Origin of the sequence: Rhizobium leguminosarum, from assembly GCF_010668065.1 — a bacterium.
GTDB lineage: Bacteria > Pseudomonadota > Alphaproteobacteria > Rhizobiales > Rhizobiaceae > Rhizobium > Rhizobium leguminosarum_S.
Map to the genome: position 1 here is coordinate 40,979 of NZ_WUEN01000011.1, position 16,546 is coordinate 57,524.

Genomic DNA, 16,546 nt, shown 5'->3' on the forward strand with positions numbered 1-16,546 from the left:
CATGGCCGAACGATCGCAGCCCTCGGCAAATTACCGCAACTGGCCTGTCATAACGGCGTTGACGATCGTCAGCCTGCCGCTGCTCCTCATGTATCTCTATCTCTTCCTCGACACCGTGACGGTGAAGCAGGCGGACGCGCTGCTGCCTTCGGGCTTGACGATCAATCACTGGCGCTTCCTCTGGCAGACGACAGAGGGCAAGGCGAACATCTGGCAGGTGACTGTGAATACGCTGCTCTTTGCGGCCTGCACCACCAGCCTCGTGCTTATCGTCTCGTCGATGGCCGGCTATGTTTTGTCACGACTGAACCTGCCGGCGCGCGGCTTCTTCCTTGCTGGCGTCATGGTGCTACATGCCTTCCCCTCTGTGACGCTGATCATCGCCATCTTCATCGTGCTACAGATGATCGGCCTCTACAATTCGCTGATCGGCGTCATTCTGGTGAAGGCGGCAATCGATCTGCCGCTCGGCATTTGGTTGATGAAGGGCTTCTACGACACAGTGCCGTGGGAAATCGAAATGGCCGGCGTCGTCGACGGCGCCTCGCGCTTCCGGGTCTGGCGCAGCCTCGTGCTGCCGCAGGTCAAGCCCGGGATCATGGCGCTCGGCCTCTTCTCTTTCCTCTCCGGCTGGGGCGAGTTCATTCTGCCGCAAGTGCTGGCGCCCGGTAATCAGGTGCAGGTGCTTTCGGTCTATCTCGCGGCATTCCTCGCCGACGACAACAACTATGATTTCAACATGTTCAAAGCGGTCGGCGTCTTCTATCTCGTTCCGGTGCTGATCGTTTACGCGCTCTTCAACAAATATCTCATGAACATCTATGGCGGCGGGAGCAAAGGCTGATGCGCATCCTCCTCGACAATTTTTCGAAGAGCTTCGGCTCCACCAAGGTCATCGAGAACATGACGCTCGAAGTCGGCAACGGCGAGATGCTGGCGCTGCTCGGCCCTTCCGGCTGCGGCAAATCGACGACGCTGTTTTCCGTCTGCGGCATCCACCGGCCGAGCGGCGGGCGCATCCTCTTCGGCGACCGCGACGTCACGGACCTGCCGAGCCAGGCCCGCAATGTCGGCGTCGTTTTCCAGTCCTATGCGCTCTATCCGCACATGACGGTTACCGAGAACATCGGCTTTCCGCTGAAGGTGAAGGGCATGCCGGCCGCCGAGATCCGCAAGGAAGTCGACCGCATCGCCGCCCTCGTTCAGATCGGCAACCTGATGGGCCGCAGGCCGGCCGAGCTTTCCGGCGGCCAGCAGCAGCGCGTGGCCCTGGCCCGCGCGCTGATCCGCAAGCCCGATGTGCTGCTTCTCGACGAGCCGCTCGCCAATCTCGACGCCAAGCTGCGCCTCGAAATGCGCTCGGAAATCCGCCGCCTGCAACGCGAAACCGGCATCACCGCCATTCTCGTCACCCACGACCAGGTGGAGGCGATGAGCATGTGCGACCGCATCGCCATCATGAAGGAAGGCGAGATCGTCCAGATCGCCACGCCGGCCGAAATGTACAATGATCCGAAGACCGCCTTCGTCGCCGGCTTTCTCGGCAATCCGCCGATCACCTTCCTGCGCGGCGTCGTGGACAAGGGCGCCTTCATCATCCCGCAAAGCGAGATCCGCGTGCCGCTGCCGGATTCTGTCGGTGCCGCCGAGGGCACGAAGCTGATGCTCGGCGTCCGGCCGGAGCATTTTACGCCGGCAGGCGACATCGCCGTGCCGGGCAAGGTCACCTTTGCCGAAACACAGGGTCGCGAGAACCTCTACGACGTGGCTCTTGCCGGCGGACCGCTGCTGCGCTCGATCCAGCCGGTGCGCAGCGATATCCATGTGGGCGACGACGTCCGCTGGGCGATCGACAGCCGCGGCGTGTTCATCTTCGACGAAAATGGCAGGAGGCTCTGATGACCCGCGATTTCTCGGCATTTTTCGAGCATTACGGCTGGCCATCGGGCAAGGGCCGGCTTCCCTTCTGCATCGGCCATCGCGGCGCCAGCGGCCATGAACGCGAGAACACGATCGCCGCCTTCCGCCGCGCCGCGGAACTCGGCGCCGAAATGTGGGAGCTCGACACGCAGCTGACCAAGGACGGCGTGGTCGTCGTCTCGCATGACGATCACCTCGAGCGCGTCTTCGGCATCGACCGCCGCATTTCCGAGATGACGGCGGCGGAACTCGCCGCCCTCGACGACGTCGACATACCGAGTTTTTCGGAGGTGGCCGCGCTCGGCCGCGCGACCGGGACCGGTCTCTATGTCGAACTGAAGGCGCCTGGGACAGGCCTGCGCTGCTGGCAGCATCTTGCCGAGATGAACCAGCGTTTCGCCTGTCTCGGCTCCTTCGACACGGCTCAGGTGCGCGAGCTCCGCGACGCGGCCTGCGATTTTCCGCTTTCGGTGCTGATCCGGGTCGGCCACGATCCGCACACGCTCGGCGACGAGGCCGGCGCCGATATCCTGCATCTATGCTGGGAGAGGGCCGGCGAACGTCCGCAGGATCTGGTGAGCGACGCGCTGTTGCGCCGCGCCTTCGATGCGGGCCGCGAGATCGTGCTCTGGCATGAGGAACGGCCGGCCATTCTCGATGACCTCATGAAGCTTCCGGTTCTCGGCATCTGCACGGATCTGCCCGATCTGATGCGGCCATCGGCGGTCAAGGAAAAAGCAGTTGGCAGACAAGGATAAGGGACCGCGCAAGGTAACCTCCTTCGACGTGGCGCGTGTGGCCGGCGTCTCGCGCGCGGCCGTGTCGCGCGCCTTCACGCCGGATGCCAGTGTCTCGCCGAAGACGCGCGAGAAGGTCTATCAGGCGGCCAAGGAACTCGGCTACCGGGTGAATTATCTTGCCCGAAGCCTCACCAACAAACGTTCCGATCTTGTCGGCCTGGTCGCCGCCGGCCTCGACAATCCGTTCCGCACGCTGCAGATCGAGAATCTGGCAAGAGTGCTGCTTGCCCGCAATTTCCGCCCCATCCTGCTGCCGACCTCGCCGGAGGCCGATACCTCGACGGTCATCGGCCAGTTGCTGCATTACGCCGTTTCAGGCGTCATCGTCACCTCGGACGCGCCGCCGACCGAGATCTGCGAGCAATGCGCCGCCGAGGGCGTGCCGATCGTGCTGATCAACAAGGGCAATGACATTCCCTTCGTCGACCGCATCATCTCCGATGATCGCATGGCCGGCCATCTCGCCGCCACCCACCTGATCGACAGCGGCGCGCGAAGGCCCGCCGTGATGGCCGCCCCTGCCATATCTTACACGGCTCGACGGCGCAGCGAGGCCTTCATCGCGCGCTGCAAGCAGCTCGGCGTCGAGGCGCAGTTCCTGCAGGTCAGAATCAACGACTACCGGAGCGGCTATGATGCGGCAGCCGACCTTGCCGCATCCGGCATAGACGGGCTGTTTTGCGCCAACGACTACATGGCCTGCGGCGTCATCGACCGCGTCATGCAGGGCCGCGGCCGCGATGATGCGCCGCCGCTCTCCATCATCGGCCATGACGACATTCCTCAGGCGAGCTGGACCGCCTACGATCTCACGACCATCCGCCAACCCTGCGACCTCCAGGCCGAAAAGACGGTCGACCTGCTGATGAGCCGCATCGTCGAGCCGGACCTGACGGCGCGTGTCGAATTCACGCCTGTGACACTGATCAGAAGAAGGACTTCCTGATGAATTCCGCATTCGATGCCGCCGCCATCCGCGCACGGGCGGAGGCCGCGATCACCGTTGCCCTCGAGGTCGGGCGGGAAACGGCCCGGTTTCGGCGCGACTCTGCCCCCGGCTCGCTTGCCGTCGAGAACAAGGGATTGCAGGATTTCGTCACCATCGCCGACAGGAGGGCCGAGCAGGCGATCCGCGAGGGGCTGCTCTCGCGCTTTCCGGATGACACTTTCATGGGCGAGGAGAGCGGCGGACGATCGGGCGAGGGCGGCACCTGGGTCGTCGATCCGATCGACGGCACGACCAACTATATCAGAGGCTTCCGGCACTGGGGCGTCTCGATCGCCTTCGTCGTCGGCGGCAAGGTCGAGATCGGCGTGGTCTACGACGCCGCCGGAGACAAAGTCTTTCACGCCGTCCGCGGCGGTGGCGCCTTCAAGGACGGGCTTTCGGTGCATGCGGCTGCGACCGTCGATCCGGCCAATGCGCTTGTCATTCTCGGCCATTCCCGCAAGACGAGCTTCGACGACTATCTCGCGCTCTCCAAACGGCTTCATGAACGCGGCATGGACTATCGCCGCATGGGTGCGGCCGCGATCGACCTTGTTCGCGTCGCCGAGGGTGCTGCCGATCTCTATTACGAACGCCAACTCAATGCCTGGGACATGCTCGCCGGTGCGCTGATCGCCAAAGAGGCCGGCGCGATGGTGGCGATGCCGCCGGTCGACAGGCTGCTTGCGCAGGGCGGACCCGTCATCGCTTACTCGCCGGGGCTTGCCGGCGAATTCGCGTTCATCCTCGACATCGAGGGGTTATAGATACACCGTCCCGGAGACGCGATCCGCCCGATTGGCGAAGCTGCGAGCGTTACGCAACAACGCGATTGCGACCGGTCTTTTTCGCCGCATAGAGATTCTGATCGGCGATCGCCAAAATCTCGTTCGGAGACTTGGCAGACAGGGTACCTGCGACACCTATACTGATCGTCACGTGCAGCCCGTTGCAGATCTCGGACCAATCCCATCGTTCAATGGCTGAACGCAGCCTCTCGCAGAGATCTGCGGCGCCTCGGGGAGCGCCGGCGAACAGGACGACAAATTCCTCGCCGCCAAAGCGAATTGCCTGATCGGCAATGCGCAGCTGGCTGCGCAGTATGGTTCCAATGGCACTCAGGACCCGGTCACCGATCATGTGAGAGAAGTCGTCGTTGATCGATTTGAAGTGATCGACATCCAGCATCGCGATGGAATATGGACGCTTCTCAGATGCCAGCGCTTTAAAGCGGCTGTCGAGATATTTTCGGTTATAGAGCCCGGTCAGTGCGTCCAGATAGACGGCATTGGCAAGGATATCGGTTTGCTCCTGCAGTTTCTGATAGGAGGCCTCCAGCGTTTCTGCGCGCTTCGACTCCGTTTCGGCAACTTCCTTGAACCGTTTGGTTTCATAGTAGATTTCAGCGAGACGTGCGCGTCGCTGCGTACTCTCGGCACTATTGCGCAGATAGGCTTGGTGGTATTTCTTATGTGCCTCCAGTGCCGGATCGAACTGCCCCAGCCCCTCATAGGCCTGCGACAGGTAAAGATAGATCTGAACATAGGAATCGAAACTGCCGCCGGCGTCGATCAGCTCCACCGCCTCGAGCAGCGGCGACAGGGCTTCGGTGAATTTTCCGGAATTGTTGTAGATCTGGCCCAAAGTGTAGAGATATTGCTGCCTGTCCCTGACATAGCTGTTCTCTTGAAACAGCCGATAGCGGGCCATGCACTGGAGCGCCTTCTCATGCTCGCCCAGGTGGCTGTAGAACTCGGCTTGGTTGCCGAGACAGAGGCGAGCGGCCCAGCTGTCGCCGATCTCGATTGCAATGTCGAGCGCCTGTTCGGTCAGTTCCAGCGCTCTGACCAGCATCTGGTGTTCTTCCTCCGGCTGGCCGAGCGCCCGCGCGATATATCCGCCTTCCGAATGAGCGCCGCCGAGATTGATGAGCCACCAGCATTCATAGTTCTTATTGCCAATCGATCTGGCGAGTGCGACAGATCTCTCGCTCATCAAGATGGCCCGGTCGGGCTGTTTGTTGCACCAGAAGATAATTCCTATGACGTTGGTGGCCAGGCTTTGTGCTTTCGGATCCGCGGCCTTGTCGGCCAGATCCAACGCGCGGGTCGCTTCTTCGATCGCTTCCTCCGGCAAGCCTAGTTCCAAGAGCAACCATCCGAAATAAGCCCGGGCACAGGCTTCCTCTTTGCGCTCCCCGGTCAATTTCCAAAAGTCTACCGCCCGCCGGACATGCGTCAGTCCAAGTTCGGCCTTGCCGATCTGAAAACAATACCAGGCAATGTCGGTGTCGCATTGCGCGGCGAGCCGATCGTCGCCCCGCGCTTTGGCATCCGCAAGAGTTTCGCCGGCGAGTGTGAGCGCATCAACCGATCGGCCCGTACACCCAAGATGCCACGCTTCCTGCAAGCTGGAATTTGTTTGTTGCGCAATTGCTTTAGTATCAACAACTTGCATATCGGACACCAACATTTGTCTGCTGGTTATGGATAGCATCAGAAGTTTAAAATGATGCAAACTGCAAAAGACAGGCGACAAACCTAGAAACAGGGTCTCGAAAGCCTCTCACACCTTTCTGCATCATGCTCCAATGACCGCTGGTTACTCGGCCATGCGGCGGCGCCAGGCGCGTTCTGTCGCCGGTGCCTCGTCGGTGGTGATCTGATCCGGCTTCAGGGCCATCAGCGTCGAAAAGCCTCGCCATTCCTCCTCGCTGAAACCGGCCTCCGGATCCTTCAGGGTGAAGGTCCAGGCATCGACGCGTTTGCCTTCGTCCTGGCAGAGCGCGATCATGTCGAGACCTTGATTGGCGGCATCAAGGATCAGCGGCCAGTGGAGATAGATCGTGTCCGGTTCGGTCGGGCCGCGCAGGTCGGCACGCAATTCCGCCTCGACCGCCTTCCAGCCGTTCGCCTTCCTGATGTCGTAGAGCTTGTCGGTGGGATCGATGCCGCGCAAGAGATGGGGAAGCTTCTCCTTGACCGCGACGATGAGACCGAGGCTGCCGCCGCTGACGATCACCGAGGCGGCGATATCCTGGAAATGCGCGGCCAGATGCGCGATGCCCCTGGCGCCGATCACTTCAAAGTCATCCTTCATGTCGAATTGCAGCAATGCGGTTGGATGCGTCGATTGCATCATGGCGGCGAGATCCTCGCTGAAAATCAGCGGCCGGTCGCCCTCTTGCATCCTGATATCGCTGAGATCGCCGATGCTCTTTTCGGCGACCGGCCCATGCCCTGTCGTCTCGCCTTCGAGATCCTCGTCGTGCAGCACCACGAAACCGCCGTCGGCACGTACGCGCAGATCGAGCTCCATCGAAGCGCCCGCCGCAAAGCCCTCCGCCATCACTTCGGCGGAAAACAGCGGATCGGCAAACTGCTTGCGCAAGCGGTGCCATTTCAGGCGGGTACGATGCCCCTCATGCGAAATCTCCAAGCCCTGTGCATCCAGCAATCTCGTCATCTGCACCAAGTCTCCGCGATGCCACTTTCCTGCCTTGACGAGCCGTGATTATCAAGGGCCGAATACGGCTTTCATCGAGGTTCCGGAAAGTTTTCGTCAGGCCGGGCCTAAATCGGGTTGGCGGCCTTATGGTCGCCGAGCGCCAGATACCTGTCGAACATCTGGCTGTCGGCCAGCAAGGGCGCGCTCTCGCCGGCGTAGCTGACAAGGCCACGCTCCAGAACCACGGTGCGATCGGTCAGCGGCAGGATCTTGCGCGCCTTCTGCTCGATGATGATTGCCGACATGCCTTCGCCGTCGATGATCTTCCGGAGCGCCGCCAGCAGTTCGTCGACGATGATCGGCGCCAGTCCTTCGAGCGGCTCGTCGAGCAGCAGAAGCCTCGGATTGAGCATCAGCGCCCGTCCGAGCGCCAGCATCTGCTGCTCGCCGCCGGAAAGCTGGTTGCCGCGATTGAAGCGCCGCTCCTTCAACCGTGGGAACATCGAATAGACGCGCTCGACCGACCATGGACCGGGGCGGGCAATCGCCGTCAGGTTCTCTTCGACGGTGAGCGACCTGAAGATGTTGCGCTCCTGCGGTACCCAGCCGATGCCGGCGGCGGCCCGTCGTTCCGGCCGCGTGCGCGTCAGATCGGCGCCGGCAAAGCTGATCGTTCCGGAATGATGGGTGGTGACGCCGATGATCGTGTCGACCAGCGTCGTCTTGCCCGCACCATTGCGGCCGAGCAGCGACAGGGACCGGCCTTCATCGAGCTCGAAACTCACTCCGCCGAGAACCCGGGCCTCGCCGTAGCCGGAAACGAGCCTGTCGATCCGCAAAAGCGCCGTCATGCCCCATCCTCCCCGAGATAGACCGCCTTGACGCGCGGATCGGCGGCGATCTCGCCGACCGTTCCCTCGACCATCACAGCACCTGCGACCAGAACCGAAATGCGGTCGGCAAAGGAGAAGACGAGATCCATGTCATGTTCGATGAGCACCACCGTCACCTCGGCGGGCAGGCTGCGGACAATGGCGAGCACCTCGCTGCGCTCTTCTTCGGCGACGCCGGCCGCCGGCTCGTCGAGCAGCAGCACCCGCGGCCGGCTCGCGAAGGCAAGCGCGATTTCAAGAAGCCGCTGCTTGCCATAGGCAATCCGGCCGGTCTTCTCGCCCATGACGCCGGAAAGGCCAAAACGCTCCAAGAGGTCCACTGCCTCATCGGTCGCATCCAGATGGGCTGCCAGCGGGCGCCAGGCGGAGCGGCCAAAACCGTCCCGCTCATTGATCGCCAGCAGAACCGATTCCAGCGGCGTAAAGCCCGAAAAGAGCTGGTTGATCTGGAACGTGCGGGCGATACCGCGCCGCACGCGCCTGTGCGAGGAAAGGCCAGTGATATCCTCGCCGTCGACGATCACCTGTCCGGAGGTCGGCTTCAATGCCCCAGTCAGCAGATTGATCAGTGTGGTCTTGCCGGCACCGTTCGGGCCGATCAGCGCATGACGTGCGCCGCTTTCGATCGTCAGCGAGACATCGTTGGTGGCGGTGAAGCCGCCGAAACGCTTGACGAGGTTGCGCGTTTCAAGGGCGACGGTCATCGGCTTTCTTTCAGCTTCACGCCAGGCCGCCATGTCGCCAGCCGCTTGATGCCGGCCTGCAGCGAGGCCGGCAAAAATGTGTGCCAGCGGGCGATGCGCTCGCGGCCAACGAGCACGATGGCGATCAGGATCAAGCCGATCCAGAACATCCAGTATTGCGGCGTGGAGACGGAGAGCCAGTCGCGCAGCACGGTGAAGATGACCGCGCCGATGATGCCGCCATAGAGATAACCGACGCCGCCGATGACCAGGACCAGAAGCACATCCGCCGAACGATGGAAGGCGAGGACATCGGGCGAAACGAAACTCGTCGTATGCGTCAACAGTGCGCCGGCAATGCCGGCATAAGCGGCGGCGATCGTATAGATGGCGATGATCCGGTTCCTCGCCGGAATGGCGACCATCGCGGCACGCATCGGATTGGCCTTGATCGCCCTCAGCGACAGGCCGAAGGAGGAATTCACCAGATGCCGTGCAACAAATGTCAGGATGAAGAGTGCAGCAAGGCTGTAGACATAGCCGGTGCGGCCCCAGAGGTCGAACTCGAAAAGGCCTAGGATCGGCCCGATGGTGACGCCGCTGAGGCCATCCGCGCCGCCCGTCACCCATGCCATCTGGTTGGCGAGTTCGGCGAGCATCAAGGCAATGCCGAGCGTCGTCATCAGCCGCGTGAGATCCGAGCCGCGAAGGACGAGGAAGCTCGCTCCGAAGCCGGCAAGGCCGGAGACCGCGGCTGCGGCGAAGAGGCCGGTGACGGGTTCGGCGATGGCATATTTGGCAAAGAGACCTGCAGCATAGGCGCCGAGGCCGAAGAAGGCGGCATGACCGAGCGAAACGATGCCGGCGTAGCCGAGCACCAGATCGAGGGATAAGGCAAATAGCGCGGTGATGGCGATTTCGGTGAGCAGCAGCATCTTCGAAGGCAGCACGAAGATGGCAGCGACCGCCGCAATCCAGAGGACGATCTCATAGAGCCGCCAGGCATTGCCGCGGCGAAGCTGTTCGACGGCGCGCTTTCTCGCCTCGCTGCGCGCGTCGCTCATCGGCCACCCTCCCGCGAGAACAGCCCATGCGGACGCAGGAGTAGCACGGCGACCATGACGCCGTAGATGACGAAGGCGCCGATCTCAGGCACGTAATATTTGCCCGCAACATCGGCGACGCCGAGTAGGAGGGCGGCAAGAAATGGCCCAGTTATCGAGGACGTGCCGCCGACGGTCACCACGATCAGGAAGTAGATCATGAATTTCAGCGGAAAATTCGGATCGAGCCCGAGAATCTCGGTGCCCATCGCGCCGCCGAGGCCGGCAAGGCCCGAGCCGACGGCGAAGGTCAGCGCGAAGACCGCCGAGACATTGATGCCGAGCCCGCGGGCGACCCTTCCGTCATCGACAGCGGCACGCAGCTGGCTGCCGAAACGGGTTTTCGTCAGCAGGAACTGCAGCGTGATCGTCAGAAGGATGCAGACAAGGATGATGAAGAGCCGGTAGCGGCCGATGCCGACGCCGTAGAAATCCCAGCGGCCGGAGAGCTCCTGCGGCAGCTGGATCATCTGCTGCTGGCCGCCCATGAAATAATAAGCGCCGGCAATCGACATGAAGACCAGGCCGACGGAAAACAGCACCTGATCGAGATGCGGCTTGGAATAGAGATGCCGGTAGAGCAGGCGCTCCAGAACCAGGCCGGCAAGCGCGACTGCGAGGAAGGCGATCGGCAAACACCAATAGAAGGAAACGCCATAGCTGTTCATCAGGACGACTGTGATGTAGCCGCCCGCCATGGCGAAAGCGCCATGGGCGAGGTTGATGAAATTCATCAATCCAAGCGTGATGGTCAATCCGCAGGCGAGAATGAACAGCAGCATTCCATAAGCGATGCCGTCGAACAGAATAGTCAGCATGACAAACCCGACTTTCCAGGAGCAAAGCGGCGGAGCTGGCTCCGCCGCATCTTATCGTAAAGCTTACTGACCGGCCTTGACCGGGTCCTTCACATCCTTGTAGGTCGCAAATTCGACGTTCTGCAGTTCGCCGTTGACGTCCTTGACTTCGCGCATATAGATATTCTGGATGATATCGCGGGTCTGCGGATCGATGGAGATCGGTCCGCGCGGGCTCGTCCAGGCAAGGCCCTTCATCGCCTTGATCAGCGCCGCACCGTCCGCATCGCCCTTGGTGGCTTCGAGCGCGGCATAGATGGCATGCATGCCATCATAACCGCCCATCGCCATGAAGTTCGGGCGCATATTGTTGTTGGCGGCCTTGAAGGCCTTGACGAATTCGGCGTTCTCAGGGCTGTCGTGTGCAGCCGCGTAGAAATGCGCGGTGATGGTGCCCAGCGCAGGCTTGCCCATGCCGTTCAGGATGTCGTCGTCGGTAATGTCACCGGTTCCGATCAGCTTGATGCCCGCTTCGGCAAGGCCGCGGTCGACGAACTGCTTCATGAACAGCGAGCCGACGCCGGATGGCAGGAACACGAAGACCGCATCCGGCTTGGCGTCGCGCACACGCTGCAGGAAAGGCGCGAAATCCGGATTCTGCAGAGGAATACGCACGGCCTCGACGACCTCACCGCCCTTTGCCTTGAACTCCTTGGTGAACCAGGTTTCCGCATCGATGCCCGGGCCGTAGTCGGTCACCAGGGTTACGACCTTCTTGATATTGTTTTCATGCGCCCAGCGCGCGACCGGCACCGAATATTGCGGCAGGGTGCCGCTGGTGCGAATGAAATATTCCGATGCCTGGGTGATCGACGAGGTAGCGGCGGCCATGACGACGGCGGGCACCTTGGCCTGCGTGATCACGGGCGCGACGGAAAGCGCCAGCGGCGTCAGCCCGAAGCCGGCAAGCGTATTGACCTTGTCGTTGACGATCAGTTCCTGGGCGATACGGCGGGTCTGGTCGGCGGTGCCGGCATCGTCGCGCACCACGAGTTCGATCTTCTTGCCGGCGACGGTGTCGCCATGCGCAGCGATATAGGCTTTGGCGCCGGCCTCCACCTGGCGGCCGGTCGATGCGAAGGGGCCGGTCATCGGCAGGATGAGACCTACCTTGAATGTATCCTCGGCATAGGACGGCAGGCCAAGGCCGGCCGACATGACAAGCCCCGCGGACAGGGCGATCAGACTTCTTCTGGCAATCACGGCTTTCTCCTCCTTTTACCGGCGATCTGCGCGATCCGCCGGCCTCCTCTTTCAATTCTCGTCGGTCAGCCGGGGGCCTCCTCGCCCTCGATCGCCGGCCGCGTCTCACGTCGATATCAGTGTCAATCCCGGAACGCGGGTGATCAGGCTGCGATCCTCTTCCATGACGAATTCCAGATTGTGCCGCGCAAGGCGCGCATGTTCCCGCGCCAGCGCCTCGGCGCGGGTGCCTTCACGCATCTCGATTGCCGAAACGATGTCGCGGTGCTGACGCTGCGCATGCACGAGCGACAGGCGGAAGGCGAGCACATCCTCCTGCTTTTCCAGAAACGCGCTCGGCGAGGCAAAGGGCAGTTGCGTCGCCCGTTCCACCTCTCGCCGCATCATCTCGCTGCCCGCAAGGCCGGCGAGCATGGAATGGAATTCCGCATTGAGCTCGACATACTGGGCAAACAGCATGTCCTCTGGCCGATCGCGAAAGCATTTGTCGAGCTCGAGGATCAGACCCTTGATCGCCTTGAGCTTGGCTGGCGTGACACCGCGTTCGGCGGCGAGACGCGCTGCCGTGCCTTCAAGCACGCCACGCAGCTCGATGGCGTCGAAAACATCCGCGGTGGTGAAACCGCGCACGGCGTAACCGCCGGAGGGGATCTGCTCGAGCAGGCCTTCCTGTTCGAGACGCGCAAGCGCGGCGCGCAGCGGTGTGCGCGAAATGCCGAGCTTTTCGGCGAGCCAGACTTCCGAAAGACGTTCGCCCGGCGAGACCCCGCCACCGAGCACGAGATCACGCACGCCAAGAAGGCCTTTCAAGGCCTGGCTGTCGCGCTTGCGATCCACGGTTCCCTTTTCCGCAACCATCTCCCGTTCCATCCCGAAATTTGCGGTCCGCGGCCTATTCGGGCGCTTGGGCCTTCACGTGTCGCGGACGATATTCCCCATTCCTTTTCGAAAAGAGTACGACGTGTATACCAACGCCTGTCAAGTGATTATTACATGATCAATGCCACATCATTTCATATCCATATGGTTATCGATATGACTACATTTTGGTATTTTTTCGCAATATTCGTTATGTCACTTGATGGCGGCACAAATTTCGGCCTATCATTGTATACAACCTGGACACATATAAATCCCACAGGGTGAGGAGAGAGGCTTATGATGATTGCGCCGCAAAGCGAGAGCCGGCAGGAGGCGCCGCTTGCCGATCTTCTCTCGCATTATTCAATCGAGGTGACGTCGCGGGACCTCCAGTCGCTGGAGAGCATGACGGCCACCCTGCCGCAGGGTTGCGAGGTTTTCATCGCCCATCTTCCGAAGGAAGATGTCGGCCTTCTGGTAAGGGCCGCGGCGGGGCTGAGAGATGCCGGTTTCGTGCCGATTCCCCACATCGTCGCCCGCAACATCCGAAACCGCCTGGAACTCGACACCATGCTTGCCCGGCTTTCTGAGGAGGCCGGCGTCCGCCATGCGCTCGTCCTCGGCGGTGATCGCGACGATGCCGCCGGAGCCTTCGGCTCCAGCCTGGAACTGATCGAAACAGGGCTCTTTCAGGCATATGGCATCGACCGGATCGCCATCGCCTGTTACCCGGAAGGGCATCCCCGGATCGCCGGCGCCATCCTCGATGCGGCACTGACGGCAAAGATCGATGCGGCTGCACGTGCGGGGCTCGATGTGTTATTGGTGAGCCAGTTCCTGTTCGATCCGAAACCGCTCCTGAACTTTGCAAGGCGGCTTCGCGAACGGGGCGTGACGGCGCCGCTGAGCGTCGGCATCGCCGGGCCGGCCAGCCGCACAAAGCTTCTCAAATACGCGCTTCGCTGCGGCGTCGGCGCATCCTTGCGGGCGCTGCGCGAAAGAAGCGAGATCGCCCGCAACGTACTTTCGGGCGAAACGCCGGAAGAGTTGCTGATGGAGATTGCCGCAGCACAGGCCACCGAACCGGATCTCGGCATCAGCGGCGTGCATTTCTTCACCTTCGGCGATCCGGCCCAATCCATCCGCTGGGCAGAGCAGCAGGTGGATCGCTGACTGAAACCGGCTGCAAGGCCTCGACAAGCATCTTTTCAATGGGAGGAATATCATGACGAAACAGAGCCTCGAGCAGAAGCTGAATGCCGCCGACAACACGGTGGATATGCTCCGCAATTCGCAGATCGGCGCCTATATCTATCCTGTCGTACCGCCGGAATTCAGCAACTGGCGCGACGAGCAGCGCGCTTGGCGCGAAACCGCCGTGCTCTTCGACCAGTCGCACCATATGGCCGAACTGATGATCGAGGGGCCGGATGCGCTGAAGCTCATCTCGCATCTCGGCATCAACAGCTTTGCCAATTTCCCGGTCAATCGCGCCAAGCAGTTCGTGCCGGTCAGCCATAGCGGCCATGTCATCGGCGATGTCATTCTCTTCCATCTGGCCGAAAGCCAGTATCTCATCGTCGGCCGCGCACCGACGATCAACTGGGTAGAGTTCCACGGGCAGACCGGCGGCTACGTCGTGAAGCTCGACCGCGACGACCGGTCACCATCGCGCCCCGGCGGCAAACCGGTCGTGCGCCGGCGGTACCGCTACCAGATACAGGGACCAAACGCCTGGAAGATCCTCGAAAGGGTCAACGGCGGACCGCTCGCCGATGTCAAGTTCTTCAACATGGATACGATGAACATTGGCGGACGCCGCGTGCGCACGCTGCGCCACGGCATGTCAGGCGCCCCGGGCCTCGAGATTTTCGGACCCTATGAAGAAGGTGACGAAATCCGCAACGTCATCCTGGAAGCGGGCGAAGAATTCGGCCTGCGCCAGGTCGGTGCCCGTGCCTATGCGACCAACACGCTGGAATCCGGCTGGATTCCGTCGCCGCTGCCGGCAGTGTATACCGACGAGCGCATGAAACCCTTCCGCGAATGGCTGGGCGCCGACAGCTATGAAGCGACCGGCTCGATCGGCGGCAGCTTCGTCTCCGACAATATCGAGGACTATTATCTGACCCCGTACGAACTCGGCTATGGCCCGTTCGTCAAGTTCGATCACGACTTCATCGGCCGCGCGGCGCTCGAAAAGATTGCCGACAAGCCGCATCGCAGGAAGGTGACATTTGCCTGGAACCAGGACGATGTCGCCAAAGTCTTCCAATCGCTGGTCGACCCCTCCGCGGATAACTACAAATATATCGACCTGCCCCTATCGAACTATGCTTCGTCCAACTACGACATGGTGCTGAAGAACGGCAGGACGATCGGCTTGTCGATGTTCTCAGGCTACAGCCACAACGAACGCACCATGCTTTCGCTCGGTACCGTCGAGCCTGATGTAGAGGTCGGCGACGTGCTGACCCTCGTCTGGGGTGAGCCGGATGGCGGGACCCGCAAGACCACCGTCGAACGTCACAAGCAGCTCGAGATCCGCGTCAAGGTCGCGCCGGTTCCTTATGCGCGCGATGCACGCGAGGCCTATGCCGATAGCTGGCGCACCCGGCAGACGGCGTAAGTAAGGGTGCCCTGAAAGCGGATTCGCCGATGCCGCTTTCCCGCTCCTGAGAGCATCCTCTCAGGAGCGGTAGGCTGCGGATATCGCCTCCGAAGCGGCTGCTATGTCCGAGGGATGGCCTGCCTGCCTGAGGGCCGCGCCATACGCCACGACATTCGAGAGCACCGTCTGGAACGCGGCGCGCGGGCCTGTGTGGTTGAGCCGCAGGAGGTGGGCCGACCCGGCTCCGACACCGGCCGTGATCTCAACCCCCAGCCACCCGGCGGCTTCGATCAGTGAAGCGGGCTCCAGCGTCTCCGGCACCGGCACCGCCGTCACCAGATTGGACGCCTTTGCTGCCGGCACCCAGACCGGGGCTCCGAGTGCAGCAAGCCCCGCCCGTGTCGCCGATGCCGCCAGCGCATGGCGGGCGACGACATTCTCCAGGCCTTCAGCCTCGATGCGGTCGAGCGCCGTCTCCAGCGCGAAGAATTCCAGCGGCGCCGGGGTTCCCGGCAGGCCACGCCTGTTGCCGTCGACCCACGTCTTCAGATCGGCCAGTGACAAGATCGAATCGCGCGGCGCGCCATCCCTCAGGATCAGATTCCAGGCACTAGGGCTGACCGAGAGCGCGGATACGCCGGCCGGCCCGCCGAGCGCCTTCTGCGGGCCGATCACCGCGATATCGATGCCGAGATCGTCGACGTCGAGTTCGTGGCCGCCGAGCGAGGCGACCGCATCGACGACGGTGACGATGCCGCCGGCACGCGCGAGCCCCAGTATGTCAGGCAGGGGATTGAGAATGCCGCTTGCGGATTCCGCGTGGACGAGAGCGAGCACATCGATCCGAGGACTTGCGTCGAGCGCTTTGACCACCGCTTCGATCTCGACCGGTCGGCCCGGTTCGGCGACGATATCGGCGACCGTCGCACCGCCCCGTCGCAGCCATTGCCCGAACCAGGTGCCATAGGGGCTGGTGACGATGTTGAGTGCTGTAAGGCCGGGGCGCGCAAGGCTGACCGCCGCCGCCTCCAGCGCCACCACCGCTTCTGCCTGCACCAGCAATATGTCGTTGCGACTGCGCAAGATACCGCCGATCCTGTCGGCAAGGACGGCGTAGCGCTCCGCGGGATAGGAGGGCACGCCATGCAGGGGATTCCAACCAAGATCGGACATGGATACT

16 protein-coding genes are annotated in these 16,546 nt (G+C 62.1%); 7 read left to right on the forward strand and 9 right to left on the reverse strand.

The genetic code is table 11. From position 1 onward, the window contains the following. Window position 1: 1 nt before the first annotated feature. Genes GR198_RS25495 through GR198_RS25515 form a run of 5 tightly spaced genes read left to right on the forward strand, consistent with a single transcriptional unit; the run spans window position 2 to window position 4,475 of the window. A complete protein-coding gene (locus tag GR198_RS25495; protein ID WP_164069753.1) occupies window positions 2-844 on the forward strand; it encodes a carbohydrate ABC transporter permease in 843 nt (280 codons plus the stop codon). Continuing rightward, a complete protein-coding gene (locus GR198_RS25500) occupies window positions 844-1,899 on the forward strand; it encodes an ABC transporter ATP-binding protein (RefSeq protein ID WP_029874936.1) in 1,056 nt (351 codons plus the stop codon). The genes GR198_RS25495 and GR198_RS25500 overlap by 1 nt, the downstream gene beginning before the upstream one ends. Then, entirely contained in the window at window positions 1,899-2,678 is a 780-nt protein-coding gene (locus tag GR198_RS25505) for a glycerophosphodiester phosphodiesterase (RefSeq protein ID WP_029874935.1), read from the forward strand. Before GR198_RS25500 ends, GR198_RS25505 begins: the two co-directional genes overlap by 1 nt. Next, window positions 2,662-3,666, forward strand: coding sequence for a LacI family DNA-binding transcriptional regulator (locus GR198_RS25510; protein WP_029874934.1), 1,005 nt, complete (start codon window positions 2,662-2,664; stop codon window positions 3,664-3,666). The genes GR198_RS25505 and GR198_RS25510 overlap by 17 nt, the downstream gene beginning before the upstream one ends. Continuing rightward, a complete protein-coding gene (locus tag GR198_RS25515; protein ID WP_029874933.1) occupies window positions 3,666-4,475 on the forward strand; it encodes an inositol monophosphatase family protein in 810 nt (269 codons plus the stop codon). The genes GR198_RS25510 and GR198_RS25515 overlap by 1 nt, the downstream gene beginning before the upstream one ends. A gap of 49 nt (window positions 4,476-4,524) precedes the next feature. On the opposite strand, the gene GR198_RS25520 is transcribed toward GR198_RS25515, so the two are convergent. The 8 genes from GR198_RS25520 to GR198_RS25555 form a co-directional block, all read right to left on the reverse strand. Next, window positions 4,525-6,180, reverse strand: coding sequence for a GGDEF domain-containing protein (locus GR198_RS25520; protein ID WP_164069754.1), 1,656 nt, complete (start codon window positions 6,178-6,180; stop codon window positions 4,525-4,527). 129 nt (window positions 6,181-6,309) lie between these two features. Beyond that, the gene (locus GR198_RS25525; protein WP_029875321.1) at window positions 6,310-7,173 is read right to left on the reverse strand and encodes a glycerophosphodiester phosphodiesterase; all 864 of its coding nucleotides are present in this window, start codon (window positions 7,171-7,173) and stop codon (window positions 6,310-6,312) included. A 107-nt stretch (window positions 7,174-7,280) separates the two neighbouring features. Then, on the reverse strand, window positions 7,281-8,006 hold the full coding sequence (locus tag GR198_RS25530; protein WP_029875322.1) for an ABC transporter ATP-binding protein: 726 nt from the start codon (window positions 8,004-8,006) through the stop codon (window positions 7,281-7,283). Then, complete coding sequence (locus tag GR198_RS25535; protein ID WP_029875323.1) at window positions 8,003-8,752, reverse strand: ABC transporter ATP-binding protein; 750 nt, start codon at window positions 8,750-8,752, stop codon at window positions 8,003-8,005. The genes GR198_RS25530 and GR198_RS25535 overlap by 4 nt, the downstream gene beginning before the upstream one ends. Then, entirely contained in the window at window positions 8,749-9,795 is a 1,047-nt protein-coding gene (locus GR198_RS25540) for a branched-chain amino acid ABC transporter permease (RefSeq protein WP_151519590.1), read from the reverse strand. Before GR198_RS25540 ends, GR198_RS25535 begins: the two co-directional genes overlap by 4 nt. After that, the gene (locus tag GR198_RS25545) at window positions 9,792-10,652 is read right to left on the reverse strand and encodes a branched-chain amino acid ABC transporter permease (RefSeq protein ID WP_029875325.1); all 861 of its coding nucleotides are present in this window, start codon (window positions 10,650-10,652) and stop codon (window positions 9,792-9,794) included. The genes GR198_RS25540 and GR198_RS25545 overlap by 4 nt, the downstream gene beginning before the upstream one ends. A gap of 63 nt (window positions 10,653-10,715) precedes the next feature. Then, window positions 10,716-11,894, reverse strand: coding sequence for an ABC transporter substrate-binding protein (locus tag GR198_RS25550; protein ID WP_003549244.1), 1,179 nt, complete (start codon window positions 11,892-11,894; stop codon window positions 10,716-10,718). Window positions 11,895-11,999: 105 nt separating this feature from the next. Beyond that, window positions 12,000-12,752, reverse strand: coding sequence for a GntR family transcriptional regulator (locus tag GR198_RS25555; RefSeq protein WP_026158322.1), 753 nt, complete (start codon window positions 12,750-12,752; stop codon window positions 12,000-12,002). A gap of 300 nt (window positions 12,753-13,052) precedes the next feature. Between GR198_RS25555 and GR198_RS25560 the strand changes: the two genes are divergently transcribed. Further along, entirely contained in the window at window positions 13,053-13,928 is an 876-nt protein-coding gene (locus GR198_RS25560) for a methylenetetrahydrofolate reductase (protein WP_029875326.1), read from the forward strand. A gap of 52 nt (window positions 13,929-13,980) precedes the next feature. Then, on the forward strand, window positions 13,981-15,384 hold the full coding sequence (gene ligM, locus GR198_RS25565) for a vanillate/3-O-methylgallate O-demethylase (protein WP_029875327.1): 1,404 nt from the start codon (window positions 13,981-13,983) through the stop codon (window positions 15,382-15,384). A 60-nt stretch (window positions 15,385-15,444) separates the two neighbouring features. On the opposite strand, the gene GR198_RS25570 is transcribed toward ligM, so the two are convergent. After that, window positions 15,445-16,539 carry a pyridoxal-phosphate-dependent aminotransferase family protein gene (locus GR198_RS25570; protein WP_029875328.1) on the reverse strand — a complete coding sequence of 365 codons (1,095 nt, stop codon included), beginning with the start codon at window positions 16,537-16,539 and terminating at the stop codon, window positions 15,445-15,447. Between the last annotated feature and the right edge of the window lie 7 nt (window positions 16,540-16,546).

Bases quoted from the DNA above. Each gene is read 5' to 3' on its own strand.
- GR198_RS25560 (WP_029875326.1), top strand. From the start codon at position 13,053: ATGATGATTGCGCCGCAAAGCGAGAGCCGGCAGGAGGCGCCGCTTGCC.
- GR198_RS25515 (WP_029874933.1), top strand. From the start codon at position 3,666: ATGAATTCCGCATTCGATGCCGCCGCCATCCGCGCACGGGCGGAGGCC.
- GR198_RS25540 (WP_151519590.1), bottom strand. From the start codon at position 9,795: ATGAGCGACGCGCGCAGCGAGGCGAGAAAGCGCGCCGTCGAACAGCTT.
- GR198_RS25555 (WP_026158322.1), bottom strand. From the start codon at position 12,752: ATGGTTGCGGAAAAGGGAACCGTGGATCGCAAGCGCGACAGCCAGGCC.
- GR198_RS25495 (WP_164069753.1), top strand. From the start codon at position 2: ATGGCCGAACGATCGCAGCCCTCGGCAAATTACCGCAACTGGCCTGTC.
- ligM (WP_029875327.1), top strand. From the start codon at position 13,981: ATGACGAAACAGAGCCTCGAGCAGAAGCTGAATGCCGCCGACAACACG.
- GR198_RS25570 (WP_029875328.1), bottom strand. From the start codon at position 16,539: ATGTCCGATCTTGGTTGGAATCCCCTGCATGGCGTGCCCTCCTATCCC.
- GR198_RS25525 (WP_029875321.1), bottom strand. From the start codon at position 7,173: ATGACGAGATTGCTGGATGCACAGGGCTTGGAGATTTCGCATGAGGGG.
- GR198_RS25520 (WP_164069754.1), bottom strand. From the start codon at position 6,180: ATGTTGGTGTCCGATATGCAAGTTGTTGATACTAAAGCAATTGCGCAA.
- GR198_RS25500 (WP_029874936.1), top strand. From the start codon at position 844: ATGCGCATCCTCCTCGACAATTTTTCGAAGAGCTTCGGCTCCACCAAG.
- GR198_RS25545 (WP_029875325.1), bottom strand. From the start codon at position 10,652: ATGCTGACTATTCTGTTCGACGGCATCGCTTATGGAATGCTGCTGTTC.
- GR198_RS25535 (WP_029875323.1), bottom strand. From the start codon at position 8,752: ATGACCGTCGCCCTTGAAACGCGCAACCTCGTCAAGCGTTTCGGCGGC.
- GR198_RS25530 (WP_029875322.1), bottom strand. From the start codon at position 8,006: ATGACGGCGCTTTTGCGGATCGACAGGCTCGTTTCCGGCTACGGCGAG.
- GR198_RS25505 (WP_029874935.1), top strand. From the start codon at position 1,899: ATGACCCGCGATTTCTCGGCATTTTTCGAGCATTACGGCTGGCCATCG.